The organism is Pelomonas sp. BJYL3 (assembly GCF_027257975.1).
GTDB classification, from domain to species: Bacteria; Pseudomonadota; Gammaproteobacteria; order Burkholderiales; family Burkholderiaceae_C; genus Roseateles_B; species Roseateles_B flavus.
This window is the reverse complement of record NZ_JANZKX010000004.1, coordinates 196,261-215,949: the sequence shown is the minus strand read 5'-3', so window position 1 is coordinate 215,949 and position 19,689 is coordinate 196,261. Positions and strand designations below refer to the sequence as shown.

The following is a 19,689-nucleotide window of genomic DNA, read 5'->3' as shown; positions in this document are numbered from 1 at the left end:
CGCGGGCCGGCTTACCTCACCAGCCAGGTGAAGGGCGGCACATAGGCCTGCAGGGTCACGAAGATCCCCACCAGGCAGGCCAGGGCGATGCTGTGGAAGAAGACATAGCGCAGGATGTCGCCCTCGTGGTTGAACCAGCGGGTGGCCGTGGAGGCCACGACGATGGACTGCGCATCGATCATCTTGCCCATCACGCCGCCGGAGCTGTTGGCCGCGCCCATGAGGTTGGGATTCAGGCCCAGCTGCTCGGCCGCCACCTTCTGCATGCCGCCGAAGAGCACGTTGGAGGCGGTGTCCGAGCCGGTCAGCGCCACGCCCAGCCAGCCCATCAGGGTGCCGAAGAAGGGGTAGAGCACGCCGGTGCCGGCGAAGGCCAGGCCCAGGGTGGTGTCCAGGCCGCTGTAGCGCGTCAGCGTGCCCAGGGCCAGCATCAGCACGATGGTCAGCAGCGAGGTGCGCACCAGCCACACCGTCTTGAAGAAGGTGCGGACCAGGGCCGGGAGGCCGTAGCCCATCAGCAGGCCGCCGATGATCGCCGCCACCAGGATGCCGGTGCCGGTGGAGGACAGCAGGTTGAAGACGTACTCGGCGGCCTCGCTGTGCGGCGTGGGCACGACGGGGGCGACCTTCTGCACCATCTTGTGCAGGCCCTCGATGACGAACTTGGGCGCGAAGATGCCGTTGAGCCAGGTCTTGGTCACCGGCAGGCCCCAGGCGAACACGAAGACGGTCAGGATCACCCACGGCGTCCAGGCCTTGACCACGGCGCCGCGCGGGTGCACCTGCGGCTTCTGCGGCGGCAGGGCGGTGCCGCCGTCCTTCTCATGGCCCTTCAGCGAGACCGAGGTCCACAGATTCTTGGGCTGCCAGATGCGCAGGAAGCCCACCAGGCAGGTCATGGAGACCATGGCGGCGATCACGTCCACCAGCTCGGGGCCGATGAAGTTGCTGACCAGGTACTGCGGGATGGCGAAGGAGACGCCGGTCACCAGGATGGCGGGCCAGATCTCCATCATGGCCTTGCGGCCGGCGAAGGCCCAGATCAGCCAGAAGGGCACCAGCATGGAGAAGAAGGGCAGCTGGCGGCCGATCATGCCGGAGACGGCCATCAGGTCGTAGCCATGCACCTTGGCCAGCGTGATCACCGGCGTGCCGAGCGCACCGTAGGCGACGGGCGCGGTGTTGGCGATCAGCGAGAGGCCGGAGGCGGCCAGCGGCGAGAACCCGAGGCCGATCAGGATGGCCGCCGTCACCGCCACCGGCGTGCCGAAGCCGGCTGCGCCCTCGAAGAAGGCGCCGAAGGCGAAGGCGATCAGCAGCAGCTGCAGCCGCCTGTCCTGCGTGATGCCGGCGATGGAGTCCTGCAGCACCTTGAAGCTGCCGTTCTGCTCGGTCAGCTGGTGCAGGAAGATGATGTTCAGCACGATCCAGCCGATGGGCAGCAGGCCGGTGAGCCCGCCCAGCAGCGCCGCCCGCGTGGCCATGCCCGCCGGCATGCCGAAGGCCAGGATGGCGATCAGCAGCGCACTGGCCAGGCCGGCCGCCGCGGCCACATGGGCCTTGAGGTGGAACACGCCCAGGCCCAGCAGCATGACGACCACCGGAACGGCGGCCACCAGCGTGCTGAGCAGCATGTTGTCGAAGGGGTTGTAGACCTGTTGCCAGACCATGGTTGTCTCCAGTCGCTCTTTTGATCGGCCCTTGGATGAGCCGCTGGGGAGCGATGGTGCGGGGGCATGGGCGGGCGCTGCGTGAATCCTCGCGGGCGGGGCTTTGAGGAATTTTCAAAAGGGGCGACGGACACAGGGTAGATCCGGGGGCAGATCGCGACGCGGTGTCAGGGTGATGTCAAGCGAAGGACGCTGCGTCCCCGGGCCTCAAGGCGTGTCTTGCAGTCCTCGCCCGTCAGAGAACTGATGCTCCAGGGACAGGACCGGCTCCCGGCGCCCGTGCCCGTCCAGGAGGAAGGCGCGGATCTCCGTGGCCCACGCCATGGGGCAAGCCGTGGTGCGGCTGAAACGGGCGAAACTGGCGTCGCAGCGTCCGAGCGTGAGCGTGGGGAAGCGCTTGCCGCTGCGATGCTCGATGCTGACCAGCGGCCACTCGTAGACCCCTTCCGCACCGTCCGGATTGGCGTTGAGATAGCCACCGGCAAGGGTGACGGTGAAGTCGCCGCAGGTCTTGACCAGCGTGTCGGAGGCCCCTCGGAACGGGCTGCCGTCGGCGCTGGTCTGCCGGGTTCTGTGGATGAGCGGGCTGACGTCCACTCGTTCTACCTGCTGCCCGCGGGCCCGTGCCGCCTTCAGCCTGGCATCGGCCTGCGCGTCCACCCTGCTGACGGTGACCGTGGAGCTGGGGGCGTCGCAAACGTAGATCAGCTCCGAAAAGGCGTCGTCCGCACAAGCCGGCAGTGCCGCGGCGAGCAAGGAGGCGATGAAGCAGCGGGTCAGGCGCATGAGGGCGTGTGCGTGACGATCAGCCCAGCGCCTTGAACAACCAGTCCGCAAACGCCGCGCACTCCCAGCGCTCCATGGTCCCCTGCTTCCAGCACAGGTAGTGGTGGAAGGGCGAGGGCACGGTGCGGGGCGAGAGGCGCAGCAGGCGGCCGCTGTCCAGCCAGGTCAGGCCCAGCTTCATGCGCATCAGGGCCACGCCGAAGCCGGCCGCCGCGGCGTCCAGCACCAGGCCGACGTCGTTGAACTGCGCGCCGGTGCGGGGCTCGTCCAGGTGGATGCCGTGGGCCTCGAACCAGGTGCTCCAGGGATCCAGCGGGCTGCGGATGAGGCGGGCGCGGCGGATGTCCTCGGCGCTGTCGAAGCCCTCGAAGGGACCGAACTCGTGCAGGTACTCGGGGCTGCAGACGGGAGTGAGCTCGTCGCTGAGGATGCGGCGGTACTCGAGGCCGGGATAGTCGCCGGTGCCGTAGCGGATTTCGAGGTCGGCATCCTCGGACTTGGTGTTGGTCAGCGGGATGGCCACCTGCATCACCAGCTCGATCTCCGGATAGGCATGGCGGAACAGGGCCAGGCGCGGCAGCAGGATCTGGCGCGAGAAGGTGGGCGTCACCGCCAGGCGCAAACGGGCGGACTGCAGGCCGGGGCCGTCCGGGCGGGGGATCTGCTGCAGGGCCTTGAGCCCCTGGCGCACCGAGGGCAGGTAGCGCTGGCCTTCATCGGAGGGGCTGAAGTCCCGGCCGAAGAGCTTGAAGCCCAGCTGCGACTCCAGCTGGCGGATGCGGTGGCTGACGGCGCTGGGCGTCACGCTCAGTTCCTCGGCCGCCAGGCTCACGCTGCGCAGCCGCGCCACGGCCTCGAAGGCCAGCAGGCTCTGGATGGGCGGGATGCGGGGGGCGGCCATGCGCGGCGTGGGGGAGGCTGGCGCAAACAGTCTCGGGACGGCCGGGCCGGCCCCTCAGCGCACGCTGCCGCGCTTGCGGGCCGGGGCCTTGCGCGTGGACGCCTTCACGGCGGCCTTCAACGCGGGCTTGGTGGCCGCGTTCGCGGCAGCCCCGGCGGCGGCACCGGCCGCCGCGCCGGCCGCGGCGGCTGCGCTCTTGGCCACGTTCAGGGGCATGGCGGCGGCTTTCTTGATCGTCTCGCCCGCTGCGTCGAAGCTCTGCTTGACCATGGCGCCGGCCAGGTTCTTCGCGGCATCGGTCGCGCCGTCCTTCATGGCCTGGGTGGCCAGCTGTGTGAACTGGTTGCTGAGCGCCGACCACCACTGCATGGGGTCCACCGCACCCAGGCCGGGCAGGGCGGGCGCCTCGGCGGCCTTCGCGGCTTTCGTGGCCTTGGCGGCAGGCTTGTGGGCCTTGGGCGCGGCCGCCGCAGGGATGCCCGGCATCTCCGGCAGCTTGTACTCGGGCATGGGCGGCACCTTGAGCGTCTCGCCCAGCTCGGCGAGGGGCACGTTCATGGACTTCAGCGTGGACAGCGTCATGCGCTGCACCTCCAGCGCCTGGATGGTGGCGCCCAGCATGCGGGCGTTCTGCTCCAGCCAGAACTGCACGGTGCGCAGCTCCTCGATGCGCTTGGAGAGCTCCTCCGGGTTCAGCGTGGGGGCGACCCACTGCCCGATGCCCGGCAGGGCCGCGCCGGCATTCTTGACCAGGCCCTGCAGGAACTCGAAACCGGGCACGAACTTGCTGAAGCTGCTGCTGTCTGCCATGGGGCCTCCTGGGGTGATGGCGCGATGGTAGCGCCAAGGCGCGGCTGACCGCCGCTCAGCGCGGCTCCGGCCAGCGCTGCGTGACCCTGAAGCCACGCGCCTGCAAGGCCTCGAGCAGGCTGCCCTCGCCCGTCATGTGCAGGGCCCCGACGGCCACCAGCAGGCGCCGGCCCTTGCCATGCAGCCGGGCGATGCCTTCGGCCATGCCTGGGTTGCGGTCGCCGATGGTGCGCTTGAGCGCGGCGCGGTCAGCATCGGTGTGGACGCAGTCGCACCACTGCGCATAGCTCTCCAGCGTGGCCAGGTCACCCTGGGCCCAGGCCTCGGCCAGACGGCGGGTCTGGCGGCTTACCTCGGGCGACTCCAGCTGCCGCAGGCCCTCGCGCACCTCCTCCAGCACTTCCTGGCGACCCGCCGGGATCAGGGCCTGCAGCTGCAGCGTGGGGGTTTCCAGGCCGGCCATTCGCAATCCGCGCAGCTGCGCCTGGATCATCAGGCCCATCTCCTGGCCGAACTCGGCACCCAGCCCGTCGCCCCGGGCGCTCTGCACCACCAGCTGGCCCAGCTGGAGGATGGGGTGCAGGCGCGCGTAGGGCGAGAGGTCCAGGCAGTAGCGGCGGGCCACGGCCTGCATGCGGGACTGCAGCTCGGCAGGCAGCGCCAGCGTGGGCCGGCCGGGCACGGGGCGGGCCATGGTCTGCATCACCTGGGGATCGCCGAGGTCGAGCTCCAGGGCCAGGGTGTCGCTGGCATCCAGGGCCGCCTGCAGCCGCGGGCCCGGGATCAGCCACTCCGGCCGGCCCAGGTGGATGCTGGCGAAGAGCCAGGCACTGCGGCCGTCCTTCTCGAGCTGCCACAGCAGGCCGCGGTCCGGCGCGCCGGCCGGCGGCTGGGCCAGCAGGGCGGGATTGGGCGCCGACAGCGGCGGCGGGCAGTCCTGGGCCTGGGCGGCGCCCACCAGCCACAGCGCGAAGAGGGCCGCGCCGCAGCGGCGCAGGCAGTGTCGGACCAGATTCATGGGCGCTCCACGGTGAATTCTCCTGCGTGCTGGCTGAACTTCAGCCGGCCCAGCACGTCCATGCCCAGCAGGGGGGCGTCCAGTGTCGGCAGCACGACCACGCGCAGGCGCGGCGCCTGCAGGCCGCCCTCCAGGCTCAGGTCCACCTCGGCCGCGTAGCCATCGACCACGCCGCCGGCCGTGTTGCTGCGCAGGGATTCGAGGGGCCGCAACCCCAGCTGGTCTGCGAGGGCACGGGGCAGGGCCGTGGTGGTGGCGCCGGTGTCGACCAGGAAGACGGTGTCCCGGCCCGCCAGCCGGCCTGGCCAGTGGAAATGGCCGTCCGGGCCCCGCTGCAGGCGCAGCTCGCGCTCGTTGAGGGTGAAGCGCGGGCGTTCGCGCTGGTGCTGCCAGGCCAGCACCGCCAGGAAGACGGCGGTGAGGATAAGCAGCCAGATCGTCAGCAGCTTGAAGGTGGAAGGCAATTCCTGGCTCATGTGCGCACGATGCCACAGCTTTGAGGGACAGGCGTCGCATGCGCGCACGTGCGCCCCTAGGCCGGCTCGCCAGCGGCGGGCTGCTTGGCTATTCTGGGCAAGCAATGCAACAGGACGTTGCATATCCGTGTCCTCCGGTATCCAGGATTCTCGGGAGATTCAAGGATGTTCACTGCCTCCGCCGCCCCTTCCGAGCCCCGGCCCACGGCCTGGGCGATCCGCGTGCATGACCTGGGCCAGGCCCGCGCCTTCTACGGCGAGCTGCTGGGCTGCAGGGAGTCCCCGCCTGCCGAGTGCGCCCTGAGCTTCGACTTCTTCGGGACCCATCTGGCCGTGTGGCCGGACGACACCGATGCGCCTGACGTGGCCCCGGGCCCGCTGGACGCCTGCCTGGCGCTGCCGCAGTGGCGCAACCTCGCCCAGCGCCTGATGGCCGCGGGCACCCGCTTCGAGGTGCCGCCGCATTGCGAGCAGGAGGGCCGGGCGGGTGAGTGCTGGACCATGTTCATCCGCGATCCCAGCGGCAATGCCCTGGAGATCCGCGCCGTCGGTGGCGCAGCCCCTCGCTGGCATTGAGTCCGGCGCCATGAAAAAGGCCTCCGCAAGGGGAGGCCTGCTGCGCCGCGCCTGGCCGGGGCCAGGGCGATGATCAGAAGCGGCGGCGAGCCATCGGCGCACCGCCGGCGCGGGGCTCCAGGTGGCGGAAGGTGATGCGGCCCTTGTTCAGGTCGTAGGGCGACAGCTCCAGCGAGACCTGGTCGCCTGCCAGGATGCGGATGTTGTGGCGGCGCATCTTGCCACCGGTGTAGGCCACCAGCGAGTGCCCGTTCTCCAGGGTCACGCGAAAGCGCGAATCCGGCAGCACTTCGTCGACCTTGCCGCGCATCTCGATCAGTTCTTCTTTTGCCATGGATCTGTCCTTTGTTGAATCGTTGGTGCTCCGACGCCGCCGGCCGGGCCTGGCCGCTGCCCCACGCCTGAAGCAGCAGGAGGCTGCCGCGAAGGGCTGCAGGGGAGCCATCGGCTGACGGGCGCCTGCGCGGCGGGAGCGGCACGCGCGGGCTGGAGCATTTCAGGGACACGCGGGCGGAGCCACCGACCGTGTGCGTTGCGGGTGTGCAGTTCAGGATTCCGGGCTGGACAGGCAGGCCCTGCCGGTGTCAGGAATCGATGAGCCAGACGAGCTTGCCTGGGATCGCGGGCGTCCCCCGGGAAGGACGGCTGCTGGCCGTGGCGTCCGTCGGGCCGCTCGGGCCGGGGAGGGACGCACAGAATGCTGCAGAGGAAAGCGAGACGGCAGCAATGAGGCGAAGTTTAACAGCCGTCCTTGCGACCCGCTCCCGGGCGACCGCCCAGGATGCCAACTGTGGCCGCCTTCGCGGGCCCAGAAGGCCTGGATCGCCGGCCTGCGGCGCGCCCGGACGGGTGCGCGCCGGGGCACGGTGGCCGGGCGGGCGCAGGCTCAGGCGCGCGGCGGCGGGGGGCTGCCCAGCTCGCCCTTGAGCCGCCAGGCCAGACCGGCGAGGCCCAGCACGCTGACGCCCAGCACGGCCCACAGCGCCCAGCGCTTGCGGGCGGCGGGGTCCTCCCAGGCAGGTGGCGGCGCCGGCGCAGCCTGGACCTGCGCCGCACCCGGCCGGGCCTCGGGCAGCTGGTACTCGCTGCCGGGCTGGTAGCCGGGCATCAGGGTCTGCAGCGCAAGGTGGCCGGGGCCAGGCGCCGGTGCTCCCAGCTGCAGGCGCAGGCCCGCCAGCTGGGCCGGATCGGCCGGCAGCAGGGTGACCAGCTGGGGCGGGCGCCACAGCCACTCCAGGCTCAGCGCGCCCTGGGCCAGTTCCGCCGGCACCGGCCCTTGCGCCACCAGCCGCCACTGGCGGGCCGGCGCGGCCTGGACGGGCTCGGCGGGCGACTGCCCCTCCACGCCGCCACGCTGCATGCGCCAGGCGACGAACTGCTGCACCGGCTGCCAGGCCTGGCCGTCCTGCTGCCGCTGCTCCAGCCGCAGGCTCAGCAGCTGGTTGAGCGCCGGCAGCCGCACCCGCAGGGCCTCCGGGCGCAGGGGCAGGGGCAGGTCCAGGCGCCAGCGGGGCGCCTCGCCGGCCTGCGGGGCCTCGGGCCGCCAGGCCAGGCTTTCGGTGGCCAGGTCCGGGCGTTGCCGGCTCTCGGCGCTCAGCGTGACGGTGTGCAGCTGCACCGGCGTCTCGAACTGAAGCCGCAGGTAGGGGGGCAGGGGCTGGTCTGCGGGCCAGTCGATGCGCCTGAGCTGCAAAGCGGGCGCCGCGGCGGCGGCGGGCAGGTCCAGCAGCTGGGCGCTGCGCAGGGGGCGCCAGTGCAGGGCGTCGTCGCTGGCTTGCAGCTGCACGGTCAAGGCCTGCCCCCCGGACGCAGCCGCCCAGTCCAGCAGCAGGTCCAGCGGGCGTTCGCCCGGGTGGCGCAGGGCGGACAGGTCCAGCAGCCAGCGCGCACTGCCCGGCGCGGCGGCGCCCGCCGGGGGCTGGGCACGGCTGTGCGTCTGCAGGCGGCGCACGCGGCCTTGCTCGTCAAGCTCGATGTCCAGCGAGCGCGCGGCATCCGAGGGCTGCGCGCCGGCCGCCTCAGGCCAGGCCCACAGCGGCACCGTCGCCTCGCGGCGGGACTGCCCGTCGGGCGGCGGGCCTGCCCAGGCGCTGGGCAAGACCTGACCCTTCGCATCGAGCACCTGCACGGACTCCACCCCCGCTCCGGGGGCTGCACCCAGCAGCGCCCAAGGCAGGGCCAGGCGCTGCAGGCCACCGCCAGGCTGCGCCTGCAGCGGCGCCCAGACCAGGACCGGCGCCGGCGTGGCCTGGCTTGCCGCGGGGGCAGTCGGTCCGGCCTGTGCAGCACCCAGGTTCAGGCCGATGCCCAGGACGACGGCCCGGCAGGTGGCGAGGGCCAGGCCGACCGGGCCCGGCAGCTGACGCGGGGGCCTCATGCGCCCGCCTTTGCATCGGTGCCGCCGGCGACCGGCGGCAGGGGGGCGACATAGCCGATCACCAGCATCAGCAGGCCCACGACGAGGAAGCTGGCGATGCGCATGAGGCTGTTGAGCATGGCGAGGTCCAGCAGGAAGAGCTTGAGCACCACCACGCCCAGCAGGCCGGCACCCAGCATCCAGGCGCCGCGGGCCAGGCGCGGGGGCGCACGGCGGGTGGCCCAGCCCATGGTCGCCAGCGCGCAGAGCGTCCACAGCAGGCTCAGGCTGGTCTGCACCAGGCTGCTGCCCAGAGCACCGTCCAGCCACAGGGGCGTGCCGGCCCACAGGCTCAGGCTGCGCACCAGCAGGCTGTTGAGCCAGAAGAAGGCCAGGCCCGCGCCCCAGCGGAGCCAGCCGCCGCCCAGGCGGCCATCGGCTTCGCTGCGGCCCAGTCGCAGCGCATACAGCAGGGCCAGACCATGGGCGAGGTCCAGCGGGTTGAGCAGAGGCAGCGAGGGCAGCGGATCCATGCGGCCGTTGCCCAGCAGATTGGCCAGCAGGCTCCAGCCCATCAGCACCGCCAGCCAGGGACGCAGCACGGTCTGGCGCAGCCAGGTCTGATGGAGCTGCAGCGGCCAGCGTCGGGCGAGGCGCGGGCCCAGCATCGCCAGGCAGGCCAGGGTCGGCAGCACGATCAGCGCGGCGGGCGTCCAGGCCTCGTGGCGGCCGATATGGGCAACGGCCAGGGCATACGGCAGGGCCGCGGCATGCAGCAGCAGATGCCAGGCGCCCAGGGTCAGCAGGATCTGGCGGGCGGGCAGGCCCGCGCTGTCCGCGTCGGCGTCCTGGCGCCACAGCAGCCAGGCGGCGCCGAGCAGGCCCAGCAGCGCGATCTCCAGGCCGCCCTGGTGCAGCAGCAGGGTGTCGGCGCTGCCCTCCACGCGGGCGAGCGCCAGCGTCAGCCGGGCCAGGCCCAGGACCAGGCCCAGGGCCGCGAGGCCCTGCGCAGCCACGCCCAGTGCCGGCCAGCGCAGGCGGCGGCGCAGACCTTCGCCGGCCAGGGCCAGCAGCGCACTCCAGCCGGCGGCCAGCAGCGCCTCGCCGTAGCGTGCCTGCTCCCACTGGACCAGCTCCTTCACGCCACCCGCCCACAGCTGCACGAGGGCGCCGGTCAGCAGCATCCACGACATCACCGGTTCGGCGAAGCTGCGGGCCACGGTGCTGTCGCGGGGCTGGCGCTGCAGGGCATGGCTGCTGAACAGCAGGGCCGCCACCAGCAGGCTCAGGCCCAGCCAGGCGCTGTTCATGAAGAGCCAGCCGCCCGGGGCTTCGCCGGCTTGATGGCCCCAGTAGGCCAGGCAGGCCAGGACCTGCAGCAGCAGCCCCATCACCGCGGCCCAGCGGCGTTGCTGGCGCAGCGCGATCCACAGCACGCCAGCGCCCTGCACGGCCCAGGCGGCGCTGGTCCAGCGGGCATCCAGGGCCAGGGGGGTCACCAGGGCCAGGAAGATCAGGCCCAGCGCCAGCATGCCCTCCACCAGCACCAGCACGCGCTCGCCCGCCAGGCGCAGCAGACGGCGCCCCAGCACCAGGTAGAGGCCGGACAGCACGGCCGCGCTGAAGGCCAGGGCCAGGGGCTGGTGCTGCAGCATGGCGGACTGCAGGCCGAAGGCGGCGATGGGCGTGCCGAAGAGCAGGCTGCCGTCCACGAGGGCCAGGTCTTGCCCTGGCTCGCTGCGCTCGATCATGTGCAGGGTGTACTGCACGCCGATGTAGAGGTACAGCAGGAAATGGGCGATCAGGAAGGGCTCGGTACTCGCGAAGAGCTCGGGCCGGTAGGCGCCGAAGCCCCAGGCCGAGGCGATGGCCAGGGTGAAGGCGAACCCCTCCAGGTGCAGCAGCTTCCAGGGCTTGCGCCGGGCGATGGCCGCGATGCTGACGTTCAGCAGCAGGTAGTAGCTCAGCAGCGCCACATGGCTGCCCTGACCGGTGGACACAAGCACCGGCGCGAGGAAGGCCCCGCCGAAACCCAGGGCCGCGAGGGGGAGGGCGTCCTGCTTGAGGGCCAGGGCGGTGATGGCGGCGCACAGCAGGGCCATCAGGCCGAAGCTCAGGCCGGCGGGCATCAGGCCATAGAGCCGGAAGGCCGCGAACAGGGTCATGTAGGCGATGCCAACGCCCGCGCCCTGCAGGCTGAGGCCATAGCCGCGACGCTGGGGCGTGAGGCGCAGGCCGAGCGCTGTCAGGCCCAGGCCGCCCAGTGCGCTGCCGGCCAGGCGCCAGGCCAGGGGAATGACGGCGTGCTCGGCGGCATAGCGCAGCAGCAGGCCCACGCCCACCAGCAGCACCAGCACGCCCACGCGCACGATGGTGTTGCCGCCGCGGAACCAGGCCAGCACGCTGGCACCCAGGCTGCTGGTGACGGCCAGGCTGCGTTCATCGGGCTCCAGGGCGGGGTCGGGCAGGACCTTGGCGGCCGGCGCGGGCGAGCGCGGCGCCAGCGCGGGCAACGGGACTGCCGGCAGCGCGCCGGCTGGATCTTCGGCCACCTCCAGGGCAGCAGGGGCGGCGGGCGGGGCGAGCACCGAGGCGAACTGCCGCACGGTGGCTTCCGCCCGCGAGGCAGGCGCCGCAGCCGGCGCAGAGAAGGTGGCAGGGGCTGTCGGAGGTGCCGTCCCGGGCGTGCTCGCAGGCGTTCTTGTGGTGGCCGCTGCCGGACCCGTGGCCGGGGCGGTCACCGAGCGCGGCGAGGACTGCATCTGCTGCTGCAAGCCTGCGACTTGTTCCTGCAGCTGGCTCACGCGGCGATGCAGGTGGGCCGCCACGCCGCCCATCACGGCGCCCAGGGCCACGAAGCCGCCCTCGCGCCAGCCGAACCAGCTCCCCAGGATCCAGGCCACGAAAAGGCCCAGCACAGGTCCCAGCACACGCATGCAATCCTCCTTGCGCTTCGTGAGCGCTTGTCCTGCCGCTGCGGGGCGGCGTCTGCGGCGGATTGTGGCAGGGCGCCTGGGCCCTTCAGTCCCCCGCCTGGGGGTGATGGACGGGGCAGGCGGCACCGGGTGGCGCCAGGCGGCCGTCACCATAGGAGCGCAGCACCTGAGCCACATGCACCTGGTAGCCCTGCAGCCAGCGGGCCTGCTGCCGCTTGGCCTCCAGGTGGGCCGGGTGCTGCATCAGGGCCTGCAGCGCTTCCAGGGACTCCCAGTAGTAGACGTTGCTGACGAGGCCGCGCTCGGCGTTGTCCCAGCTCTCCTCGCCGAGGTAGCCGGGCAGGGCGCGTGCGGCCTCGGCAATGGTGGCATCCAGGGCATGGAACTCGGCGTCCCAGTCGCCCTTGGCGAAGATGAAGGTGGCGGTGTACATGAGGCGTCTCGGCGAGGCCGTGTTGGCAGGATCGAGGGAGACCTGCGCGGTGCAGGCATGACCGGCAGCACAGGAGGCCGCCGCGGGTTCATGAGTATGCTGGCCGCTTCCCTCTGACAAGGCCCATGCCATGCCCACGATGAAGCTGTCTCTTGCGACCTGTGCGCTGTGCGCGCTGCTGCTGGGCGCCTGCGCCAGCCCGCCCGCGCCGGGCGCTGATGCGGAGCCCGCGCTGAAGGCCCTGGCCCGCGGCTATGTCGAGGCCCAGTTCGCCTTCGACCAGGGGGCGCTGCAGCGCCTGACCTCGCCGCAGTTCGTGGAGGTCTCACCCCGGGGCGAGGTGGACGAGCGCCCCGCCGTCATCGGCTTCTATGCGGCGGACAGGAAGACCGCCTCGCCGCCCCACCGGGTGCTGGACCAGCAGGTGCGCGTCAGCGGCCCGACGGCCGTCGTCACCCAGACCCTGGAGATGGGCAGCGCCCCGCGCGTGGTTCGCATGACGCAGGCCCTGTCGGCCACCTGGGCGCAGGGGCAGTGGCTGCTCACCTCCTCGCAGACCACGCCGCTGCCGCCGCCGAAGCAGCCCTGAATCTGGCGGCCGAACTGGGGGTCAGGTCTTGCCAGCCCCCAGCCACAACAGCACGGCGATGGCCAGGAAGGCCAGCCACGACAGGTGCCGGCCGCGTGTGAACACCAGCGGAAAGAGCGCCGAGAGCGCGGCAAGGCCGCTGAAGACCTGCAGCACGAGCCGCGTCTGCAGCGGCCCCTGTGCGGCCAGCAACACCAGGGCGGCCAGGGCCCACCACACCAGGGTCAGCAGGTGCCACACGAAGCGCAGCGTGCCGGTCGTGAAGGCGGTGCTGCCCAGCAGCGCCGGCAGGTTCTCGCGCTTGAAGAGCCGGCGCAGCAGGTAACGCTCGCCCAGCCAGGAATGGGCCAGGCCGGTGAGGAAGATCAGCAGGGCGGCGAGGGTCAGCAGCATGGGATGCCAGCCTAGGGCCATTGCGCAGGCCGTGCGTCGACCGCGTTCCACGGCTGTGCGCTGTGCGGCGCTGGTCGATCCCTAGTGCCTGAAGCCGATGTTGCGCTGCTGCCGCACTTCGGGCTTGACGCGGTGCTCGGCCTCCAGCTGCTCGAGGAACTCCTCGGCGCTGGGTGTCTCGCCCAGGATCTCGCCCTGCTGGCGCACGGCGGCGAAGTCGCCGGGGGTGAGGCTGTCCAGGCGCTGCAGGCGTTCGCGCTGGGCGGCGGTGGGGGCGGCACCGGCCTCGCGCTCGAACATGGTCCAGCGCTGCTCGGCGCGCAGGGGCTTGAAGCGGATCTTGAAGGCGAAGCGGCGCAGCGCGGCCTCGTCCAGGTCCTCGAAGAGATTGGTGGTGCAGATGAAGATGCCGGGGAAGCGCTCCATGCCGGCCAGCATCTCGTTGACCTCGCTGACCTCGTAGTGGCGCTCGGCCATGCGGCGGCTGCGCAGAAAGCTGTCGGCCTCGTCCAGCAGCAGCACCGCGCCCTCCTGGCCGGCGGACTCGAACATGCGGGCCATGTTCTGCTCGGTCTCGCCGACGAATTTGCTGGAGAGGTCGCTGGCCTGGCGCACCATCAGCGGCCGGCCCAGCTGCTCGGCGATGTGCTCGGCCAGGGCGGTCTTGCCCGTGCCCGGCGGGCCGTAGAAGCAGAGGTTGCCGTGCCCGCGCTTGCGCAGGGCCTGGACGATGCGGGCGACCTCATACCGGGATTCGCAATTCAGCAGGTCCAGCTCGTACTGCGTGACGCGGCGCCGCTCCTCGCGCTCCTGCGACTGGTGGCCCAGGGCGCGGTCGGCGTTGAGCAGCTGGCGGTCGATCAGGCGTTCGTAGCTGGCGGCCGATTCCTCGTCGCAGGTCAGCTGCGCAAAGCGCACCGCGGTGCGGATCTGGGCCGGCGTGAGGCCGCGGCGCGCGGCCAGGCGCTCGCGGAACTCGGCCGTCACCGGCACCTCGGCCAGGGCGCGCTGCACCAGGCTCAGGCGTGCGCCGGGCGGCGGGGACTTGAGCTCGAGGTGGTACTGGAAGCGGCGGCGGAAGGCGGGGTCGATCTGCTCGATGCGGTTGGTGACCCAGATCACCGGCACGGGGTTGCTCTCCAGGATCTGGTTGACCCAGGCCTTGCCGCTGACCGAGTTGCCGCTGGGCATGTCCAGTGCGGAGTCGAGGCGGGCCATCAGCTGGACGGTGTCTCCCGACAGGGGCGGGAAGACGTCTTCCACCTCGTCGAAGAGCAGGGCCACATTGCTGCTGGCCTTCAGAAAGACCTGGCTGATCTGCAGGGAGCGGTAGCGGTCGCGGCCGGAGAGGGAGTTGCCGTCGCGGTCCGCGTACTCGACTTCATAGAGGTCCAGGCCGGCCGCCTGCGCCGCCACCTTGGCCAGCTCGGTCTTGCCGGTGCCCGGCGGGCCGTAGAGCAGCACGTTGACGCCCGCCTGGTGGCGCGCCACCGCATGGCGCAGCAGCTGGCCCAGCAGGGCGAGGTCCTCGGCGACGAACTGGAAGTCCTGGGCCGAGAGCTCGCTGCGCGTGGCCGGCCGGGTGAAGACGGCCATGAGGTCGTTGGGGTCGCGGTACTCGCGCATCAGCACCGGCGGGAGCTGGTCGCTGACCTTCATCAGGTCGGCCAGGTCGGTGATGTTGTGCTCGGAGATCAGGTTCTCCACCATGCCGATGCGTTCCAGGCGCGAGCCCGCGCGCAGGGCCTCGGCCACCTCGCGCTCGTCCACGCCGGCCACGGCCGCGATGGCGGCGAAGGCCTCCTGCGCGTTGTTGACCTTGAACTCCACCAGCGCCCCGCGCAGCTCGCGCTGGTATCGGGCCAGGGTGCCGTAGAGCAGGATGGCGCGCTCCGCCGGGTTGAGCTGCAGCAGGTGGCCCAGCGAGGCGATGTTCTTCTCGACCAGGGTGGACTCGCGCTTGAGCTGGCGGTCCAGGTGCTCGCAGGTGCTGGCCAGCAGGGCCATCATGTCCTTGGGCGAATCCTTGATGTATTCGTCCAGGTAAAAGAAGAGCGTGGCCTCGGCGAAGGGGCCGTTCCAGACGCCGTGGCGTTCGAGGAAGTGGGTGTCGTCGAGTTCGGTGTGGCCGGCCCAGAGTTCGTTGTGGGCGCAGCGCTGGGCGAGGTAGGCCCGCAGGCGGGTCAGCACGCGCTGCGGCCAGACGAGATGGCGGCCGGTGAAGGAGAGCAGGCCGTTGAAGTCGCGCCGCAGGTTGAAGCGGTTGGCGTGCTTGACCGTCAGCGTGAGCACGAAGTGCGAGCACATGCGGTCCATCACGGGGGCGTCCCGGAGGCCTGGCGATGCCAGGACGCGCAGCTCTGCCAAACGCTTCACCATGGGCCTCTCCTCACCGAGGATGAATGGAACGCCGGGCTGTCAGGCCCGGCGTCCGACCCATCTTGGCGCAGGGACGGCGGAAGGACAAGTCCCGTTCGGGGGCTGGTTTCGTGAACTCTCTCGCAAAAGACGCCAGGGGAGCGGGGCCGTGACGCGATGATCAAGCCCCGGAGCGGCACTCGGTGCCTCAGTGCATGACCACGGGCTGCTGGCCCATGTTGGCGTAGCGCTCGATGAAGTCGTCCAGCTCTTCCTCGCTGGGCTCCTGTTCGATGAGGGCTTCCACGCCTTCCTGGAACTGCTGGGCCAGGGCGCCCTCGATGAAGATCTCCTTGCGGGAGAACTTGTCGACGATCTCGAAGCCTCCCCGCTGCAGGGCGGGCAGCTCACGGCCGTCATGGCGCAGCTGCTCGACGGGCACGTCGAACTGCACCACGATGAAACTGGGGGAGTTGTAGAGCATGTGCATGATGGACTCCTGTGACCAGCAACTGCGGTCGGCAGGACCGGTTTCAAGGGGAACCGGCCTGCTAACGGCCTCGACCGCGATCAAATAGTGGCAGAAAGCCTGGCTGATCGGCGGATGGCGGGCCTTTTATTTGTGGCAGGCGCGTCACAAATCACACGGCCGGGCGCGGCTCGGGGCTGGCGAGCTCGTCCTGCAGCTCCATTTCCCAACCTTCCTCCTCGCCAATCTGCTGGTGCAGTCGCACGGGCAGGTACTGGCGGGCGGGATCCAGCCACACATCGAGGCGGGTGTCGTGCGGGCCCAGGCCGCCGCGCTGCAGATGCCACAGGCCGCCCTCCTGACCCAGCACGCTGAACTGCCAGCGGTGCAGGCCGCCGCGGATCAGGGCCACGGGCATCTCGAAGCGCTGCCCCGGCAGCGGCGCGCCGTGCTGGATCTGCCAGGCCTGCAGCAGGGCGGGCAGCTGCAGCCACCAGGACAGGCGGTCCTGCGTGGCCGGCGCCAGGGGCTGCAGCTCAGTGCTGGCGGAGTAGCTGATCACGCCCTGCTCCCGTCGGAAATTGAGCGCCTGCATCTCGCGCGTGCCGCGCAGCACCGCGAAGCGCAGCGGCGCCAGGCCCAGGGCATCGCGGCGACCTTCGCTGCGCCAGCCGGGCAGGGGATGGCCGGGCAGCTGGCGGCGCAGCTGCAGGGCGTAGTCCTCTCCTTGGGACTGCCAATGCAGCCAGGCCTGGCCTTCGACGCCGGCCTGGCGCAGTCGGTAGCGCCAGAGGCCCTCGCCCTGCGGCGGTAGGGCGGCCAGGTCCTGGGCCGTCATGGCGGCGTCCGCAATGTCCTCGGGCGCCGAAGCGGGCAGGGCGGGCAGGGCGAGGGCTTGCGTTGCCGCGGGCGCCGGCTCCGCCGCGGGAGGCTCCGGGCTCCTGGGCTTCGGAGCTTCGGCTGGCGCGGCGGCCTGTGGCGGTACCGTCACGGCGGGCCGGGCCGCCTCGCGCAGGCTCAGCAGCACCGGCGCGCTGTGCAGGGCCGGCGCCTCCTGGGTCGGCCAGCTCGTCAACAGCCAGGCATGGGCCAGCAGGGCCAGGCCCACGGCCGCGGCCAAGCCCCGCCCGGGCCGATGGGCCAGACGGTGGGCGGGGCTGGGCGCAGGAGAGGCTCGGCTCATTGGACAATGCGGTGCATGCAGGAGTGTCACCCACGATGAAACTAGCCACCTACCGAGACGGATCCCGCGATGGCCAGCTCGTGGTCGTCTCCCGGGACCTGAGCCAGGCGCACTACGCCAACGGCATCGCCTCGCGTCTGCAGCAGGTGCTGGACGACTGGAATTTTCTCGCGCCACAGCTGGAAGACCTCTTCCTCACCTTGAACCATGGCAAGGCCCGCCATGCCTTCGCCTTCGAGCCGGCGCGCTGCATGGCGCCCCTGCCGCGCCCGCGGGCCCTGCTGCAGGGCAATGCCTACGCCGAGTTGCAGGCCCTGCTGCAAGGCCGGGACGCGGCCTCGGAGCCCGTGCTGCTGCGCGGCCCGGCGGAGTCCCTGCAGGGGCCCACCGAGCCGGTGCGCCTGCCCAACGAGGCCCTGGGCCTGGACTTCCAGCCCGGCCTGTTCGTCGTGTGTGCGGATCTCGCCCAGGGCGCAAGCCCTGAGCAGGCCCTGGAGGCGGTGCGCCTGCTGGGCCTGTCCTGCGACTGGACCCTGCAGCAGCTGGCCCTGCGCGAGCGGGAGGCCGGCCTGGCTCAGCAGCTGAGCCAGCTGGCCTGCACGCTGGCGCCTGTGCTGGTGACGCCGGACGAGCTGGGCGAGGCCTGGCGCGAGGGCCGTCTCAAGGGCAGCCTGCAGTCCCTGCTGAACGGCCGCAAGTTCGGCCCCATCGACCTCGGCGCCGGGCTGCGATTCGGCTTTGGCGATCTCATCGCCCAGGCCGCCCGCCTCAAGCCCCTGCGCGGCAGCGTGCTGGTGGCCAGCGGCCCGCTGGGCCCGGCCCGGCCGCGCCAGGGCTGCGCCAGCCTCAGTCACCGCCGGACCCTCGAAGCCGACGAGAAGGGCGGCGTGCAGACCGGTTTCATGAAGTGGGGCGACAGCCTGCGCGTGGACCTCAAGGGCGCGGACGGCCAGAGCGTCTTCGGAGCCATCGACCTCGACGTGCTGAACCTGAGCGATCCCGATCCCCAGGACGCCGCGGCGGCCCCGCAGGCAGAGTCTGAGCCCGAGGTGGTGGCCGAGCTCGAATCCGCTGAGCCGGCCGCCGAGCCGGGCACCGAACCGGGCCAGGAGGTGGCGGAATGAGCAGCGCCGGCCGCCAGGCCATCGTCATCGACACCGACCCGGGGCAGGACGACGCCATCGCCATCCTGCTGGCCCTGGCCAGCCCCGAGCTGGAGGTGCTGGCCATCAGCACCGTGGCCGGCAACGTGCCCCTGGCCCTGACCAGCCGCAATGCCCGCATGGTGTGCGAGCTGGCGGGCCGTCCGGACCTGCCCGTGCATGCCGGCGCGGACCGCCCGCTGCTGCGCCCCCTGGTCACGGCCGAGCACGTGCACGGCAAGACCGGGCTGGACGGCCATGAGCTGCCTGCGCCCACCATGCCGCTGCAGGCCGAGCACAGCGTGGACGTCATCATCCGCAGCGTGATGGAGCGCCCTGCCGGCAGCGTCACGCTGTGCCCGCTGGGCCCGCTGACCAACATCGCCCTGGCCCTGCAGAAGGAGCCCGCGCTGGCGCAGCGCATCGGCCGCATCGTGCTGATGGGCGGGGGCTGCTTCGAGGGCGGCAACATCACGCCGGCCGCCGAATTCAACTGCTATGTCGATCCGCATGCGGCGGCCGTGGTCTTCGGCAGCGGCGTGCCCCTCACCATGGTGCCGCTGGACTGCACGCACCAGGCCCTGACCAGCCCGGCGCGCATCGCGGCAATCCGGGCCCTGGGCGGGCGCATCGGGCCGGCGGTGGCGGGCTGGCTGGCCTTTGCCGAGCGGTTTGATGAGCAGAAGTACGGCCAGCAGGGTGGCCCTTTGCACGACCCCTGCGTGATCGCCTGGTTGATCAAGCCCGAGCTGTTCCGGGGCCGGACCTGCAATGTCGAGATCGAGACCCAGAGCCCGCTGACCCTGGGCATGAGCGTGATCGACTGGTGGGGCGTGACCGAGCGTCCGCGCAATGCGCTGGTGCTGGGCGAGGTGGACGCCCAGGGCCTTTTCGATCTCATCACCGAACGCCTGGGCCGCCTGGCCCGTCACCTGGAGAATGCCTGTTGATGGCTGACCAAAGCTGGCTCGACGACTCGCACGATGTGCGCGATGCCGCCACCCTGCGCGCGCACTACGATCGCACGCCCACACCGGCCTCGATCTTCAAGGAATGCCGCGAGGTCCATCCGCTGTACCGCCGCTACATCGAGGCCGCGCCCTTCGTGGTGTTGGCCACACGCGGGCCGCAGGGGCTGGACACCTCGCCGCGCGGCGACGCCCCCGGCTTCGTGCAGGTGGCGGACGCCAAGACCCTGCTCCTGCCCGATCGCCGCGGCAATGACCGCATCGACAGCCTGCGCAACATCCTGCACGACCCGCAGGTGGCGCTGCAGTTCCTGATCCCCGGCGTACCCGAGGTGCTGCGCGTCAATGGCGAGGCCCGCATCAGCGCCTCACCCGCGCTGCTCGAGCGCTTCGAGGTGGATGGCAAGCGGCCCGCCACGGTGCTGGTGATCACCGTGAACCTGGTGTTCTTCCAGTGCGCCCGGGCCATCAAGCGCTCGCGGCTGTGGGACCCGGCGGTGCAGCGCGACCGCAGCGAGCTGCCCTCGCCGGGCGAGATCCTGCAGGCGCTGGAGGCCAGCTTCGATGGCGAGGCCTACGACGCCGCGCTGCAGGCGCGGCAGGCGGCGACGCTGTACTGAAGCTG

The 19,689-nt window shown here is 71.5% G+C and carries 19 protein-coding genes; 5 read left to right on the top strand and 14 right to left on the bottom strand.

Going from position 1 to position 19,689, the window contains the following annotated elements; genetic code table 11:
- Positions 1–11: 11 nt before the first annotated feature.
- The 6 genes from O9Y01_RS14535 to O9Y01_RS14510 all read right to left on the bottom strand — a co-directional run bounded on the left by O9Y01_RS14535 (position 12) and on the right by O9Y01_RS14510 (position 5,661).
- Positions 12–1,670, bottom strand: a complete 1,659-nt coding sequence (locus O9Y01_RS14535; protein ID WP_269632321.1) for an L-lactate permease — start codon at positions 1,668–1,670, stop codon at positions 12–14.
- A 207-nt stretch (positions 1,671–1,877) separates the two neighbouring features.
- Positions 1,878–2,456: a hypothetical protein gene (locus tag O9Y01_RS14530; RefSeq protein WP_269632320.1), complete on the bottom strand. Its 579-nt coding sequence runs from the start codon at positions 2,454–2,456 to the stop codon at positions 1,878–1,880.
- Positions 2,457–2,475: 19 nt separating this feature from the next.
- Positions 2,476–3,357, bottom strand: a complete 882-nt coding sequence (locus O9Y01_RS14525) for a LysR substrate-binding domain-containing protein (protein ID WP_269632319.1) — start codon at positions 3,355–3,357, stop codon at positions 2,476–2,478.
- Positions 3,358–3,411: 54 nt separating this feature from the next.
- Positions 3,412–4,167 carry a PhaM family polyhydroxyalkanoate granule multifunctional regulatory protein gene (locus tag O9Y01_RS14520; RefSeq protein WP_269632318.1) on the bottom strand — a complete coding sequence of 252 codons (756 nt, stop codon included), beginning with the start codon at positions 4,165–4,167 and terminating at the stop codon, positions 3,412–3,414.
- 55 nt (positions 4,168–4,222) lie between these two features.
- Complete coding sequence (locus tag O9Y01_RS14515; protein WP_269632317.1) at positions 4,223–5,185, bottom strand: TraB/GumN family protein; 963 nt, start codon at positions 5,183–5,185, stop codon at positions 4,223–4,225.
- A complete protein-coding gene (locus tag O9Y01_RS14510; RefSeq protein ID WP_269632316.1) occupies positions 5,182–5,661 on the bottom strand; it encodes a retropepsin-like aspartic protease family protein in 480 nt (159 codons plus the stop codon). Before O9Y01_RS14510 ends, O9Y01_RS14515 begins: the two co-directional genes overlap by 4 nt.
- A 165-nt stretch (positions 5,662–5,826) precedes the next feature.
- On the opposite strand from O9Y01_RS14510, the gene O9Y01_RS14505 reads away from it, so the two are divergent.
- Entirely contained in the window at positions 5,827–6,237 is a 411-nt protein-coding gene (locus tag O9Y01_RS14505; RefSeq protein WP_269632315.1) for a VOC family protein, read from the top strand.
- A 73-nt stretch (positions 6,238–6,310) separates the two neighbouring features.
- On the opposite strand, the gene infA is transcribed toward O9Y01_RS14505, so the two are convergent.
- The 4 genes from infA to O9Y01_RS14485 form a co-directional block, all read right to left on the bottom strand.
- Positions 6,311–6,571 carry a translation initiation factor IF-1 gene (gene infA / locus O9Y01_RS14500; RefSeq protein ID WP_269632314.1) on the bottom strand — a complete coding sequence of 87 codons (261 nt, stop codon included), beginning with the start codon at positions 6,569–6,571 and terminating at the stop codon, positions 6,311–6,313.
- A 552-nt stretch (positions 6,572–7,123) separates the two neighbouring features.
- Positions 7,124–8,614 (bottom strand): DUF3999 family protein, encoded by a 1,491-nt coding sequence (locus O9Y01_RS14495; RefSeq protein WP_269632313.1) that lies wholly within the window; start codon positions 8,612–8,614, stop codon positions 7,124–7,126.
- Positions 8,611–11,529 carry a DUF2339 domain-containing protein gene (locus tag O9Y01_RS14490; protein WP_269632312.1) on the bottom strand — a complete coding sequence of 973 codons (2,919 nt, stop codon included), beginning with the start codon at positions 11,527–11,529 and terminating at the stop codon, positions 8,611–8,613. Before O9Y01_RS14490 ends, O9Y01_RS14495 begins: the two co-directional genes overlap by 4 nt.
- 85 nt (positions 11,530–11,614) lie before the next feature.
- Positions 11,615–11,962: an antibiotic biosynthesis monooxygenase family protein gene (locus tag O9Y01_RS14485; protein WP_269632311.1), complete on the bottom strand. Its 348-nt coding sequence runs from the start codon at positions 11,960–11,962 to the stop codon at positions 11,615–11,617.
- Between the two features lie 130 nt (positions 11,963–12,092).
- Between O9Y01_RS14485 and O9Y01_RS14480 the strand changes: the two genes are divergently transcribed.
- A complete protein-coding gene (locus O9Y01_RS14480) occupies positions 12,093–12,551 on the top strand; it encodes a nuclear transport factor 2 family protein (RefSeq protein ID WP_269632310.1) in 459 nt (152 codons plus the stop codon).
- Positions 12,552–12,572: 21 nt separating this feature from the next.
- Here the strand turns inward: O9Y01_RS14480 and O9Y01_RS14475 are convergent, their stop codons facing one another.
- The 4 genes from O9Y01_RS14475 to O9Y01_RS14460 all read right to left on the bottom strand — a co-directional run bounded on the left by O9Y01_RS14475 (position 12,573) and on the right by O9Y01_RS14460 (position 16,954).
- Positions 12,573–12,944 (bottom strand): hypothetical protein, encoded by a 372-nt coding sequence (locus O9Y01_RS14475; RefSeq protein ID WP_269632309.1) that lies wholly within the window; start codon positions 12,942–12,944, stop codon positions 12,573–12,575.
- 81 nt (positions 12,945–13,025) lie between these two features.
- Entirely contained in the window at positions 13,026–15,323 is a 2,298-nt protein-coding gene (locus tag O9Y01_RS14470) for an ATP-binding protein (protein ID WP_269632308.1), read from the bottom strand.
- A 187-nt stretch (positions 15,324–15,510) separates the two neighbouring features.
- Positions 15,511–15,792, bottom strand: coding sequence for a BTH_I0359 family protein (locus O9Y01_RS14465; RefSeq protein ID WP_269632307.1), 282 nt, complete (start codon positions 15,790–15,792; stop codon positions 15,511–15,513).
- Between the two features lie 151 nt (positions 15,793–15,943).
- The gene (locus O9Y01_RS14460; RefSeq protein WP_269632306.1) at positions 15,944–16,954 is read right to left on the bottom strand and encodes a hypothetical protein; all 1,011 of its coding nucleotides are present in this window, start codon (positions 16,952–16,954) and stop codon (positions 15,944–15,946) included.
- A 35-nt stretch (positions 16,955–16,989) separates the two neighbouring features.
- Here O9Y01_RS14460 and O9Y01_RS14455 point away from each other — a divergent pair, with 35 nt between their 5' ends.
- From O9Y01_RS14455 to O9Y01_RS14445, 3 genes are read left to right on the top strand one after another with little or no spacing between them, the layout of a single operon-like run.
- Positions 16,990–18,078: a fumarylacetoacetate hydrolase family protein gene (locus O9Y01_RS14455; RefSeq protein ID WP_269632305.1), complete on the top strand. Its 1,089-nt coding sequence runs from the start codon at positions 16,990–16,992 to the stop codon at positions 18,076–18,078.
- The gene (locus O9Y01_RS14450; RefSeq protein WP_269632304.1) at positions 18,075–19,046 is read left to right on the top strand and encodes a nucleoside hydrolase; all 972 of its coding nucleotides are present in this window, start codon (positions 18,075–18,077) and stop codon (positions 19,044–19,046) included. The genes O9Y01_RS14455 and O9Y01_RS14450 overlap by 4 nt, the downstream gene beginning before the upstream one ends.
- A complete protein-coding gene (locus O9Y01_RS14445) occupies positions 19,046–19,684 on the top strand; it encodes a pyridoxamine 5'-phosphate oxidase family protein (protein ID WP_269632303.1) in 639 nt (212 codons plus the stop codon). The genes O9Y01_RS14450 and O9Y01_RS14445 overlap by 1 nt, the downstream gene beginning before the upstream one ends.
- The last annotated feature ends 5 nt before the right edge of the window (positions 19,685–19,689 follow it).

Coding starts and splice junctions, on each gene's coding strand:
- O9Y01_RS14535 (WP_269632321.1), bottom strand. CDS start 1,670: ATGGTCTGGCAACAGGTCTACAACCCCTTCGACAACATGCTGCTCAGC.
- O9Y01_RS14530 (WP_269632320.1), bottom strand. CDS start 2,456: ATGCGCCTGACCCGCTGCTTCATCGCCTCCTTGCTCGCCGCGGCACTG.
- O9Y01_RS14525 (WP_269632319.1), bottom strand. CDS start 3,357: ATGGCCGCCCCCCGCATCCCGCCCATCCAGAGCCTGCTGGCCTTCGAG.
- O9Y01_RS14520 (WP_269632318.1), bottom strand. CDS start 4,167: ATGGCAGACAGCAGCAGCTTCAGCAAGTTCGTGCCCGGTTTCGAGTTC.
- O9Y01_RS14515 (WP_269632317.1), bottom strand. CDS start 5,185: ATGAATCTGGTCCGACACTGCCTGCGCCGCTGCGGCGCGGCCCTCTTC.
- O9Y01_RS14510 (WP_269632316.1), bottom strand. CDS start 5,661: ATGAGCCAGGAATTGCCTTCCACCTTCAAGCTGCTGACGATCTGGCTG.
- O9Y01_RS14505 (WP_269632315.1), top strand. CDS start 5,827: ATGTTCACTGCCTCCGCCGCCCCTTCCGAGCCCCGGCCCACGGCCTGG.
- infA (WP_269632314.1), bottom strand. CDS start 6,571: ATGGCAAAAGAAGAACTGATCGAGATGCGCGGCAAGGTCGACGAAGTG.
- O9Y01_RS14495 (WP_269632313.1), bottom strand. CDS start 8,614: ATGAGGCCCCCGCGTCAGCTGCCGGGCCCGGTCGGCCTGGCCCTCGCC.
- O9Y01_RS14490 (WP_269632312.1), bottom strand. CDS start 11,529: ATGCGTGTGCTGGGACCTGTGCTGGGCCTTTTCGTGGCCTGGATCCTG.
- O9Y01_RS14485 (WP_269632311.1), bottom strand. CDS start 11,962: ATGTACACCGCCACCTTCATCTTCGCCAAGGGCGACTGGGACGCCGAG.
- O9Y01_RS14480 (WP_269632310.1), top strand. CDS start 12,093: ATGCCCACGATGAAGCTGTCTCTTGCGACCTGTGCGCTGTGCGCGCTG.
- O9Y01_RS14475 (WP_269632309.1), bottom strand. CDS start 12,944: ATGCTGCTGACCCTCGCCGCCCTGCTGATCTTCCTCACCGGCCTGGCC.
- O9Y01_RS14470 (WP_269632308.1), bottom strand. CDS start 15,323: ATGGTGAAGCGTTTGGCAGAGCTGCGCGTCCTGGCATCGCCAGGCCTC.
- O9Y01_RS14465 (WP_269632307.1), bottom strand. CDS start 15,792: ATGCACATGCTCTACAACTCCCCCAGTTTCATCGTGGTGCAGTTCGAC.
- O9Y01_RS14460 (WP_269632306.1), bottom strand. CDS start 16,954: ATGAGCCGAGCCTCTCCTGCGCCCAGCCCCGCCCACCGTCTGGCCCAT.
- O9Y01_RS14455 (WP_269632305.1), top strand. CDS start 16,990: ATGAAACTAGCCACCTACCGAGACGGATCCCGCGATGGCCAGCTCGTG.
- O9Y01_RS14450 (WP_269632304.1), top strand. CDS start 18,075: ATGAGCAGCGCCGGCCGCCAGGCCATCGTCATCGACACCGACCCGGGG.
- O9Y01_RS14445 (WP_269632303.1), top strand. CDS start 19,046: ATGGCTGACCAAAGCTGGCTCGACGACTCGCACGATGTGCGCGATGCC.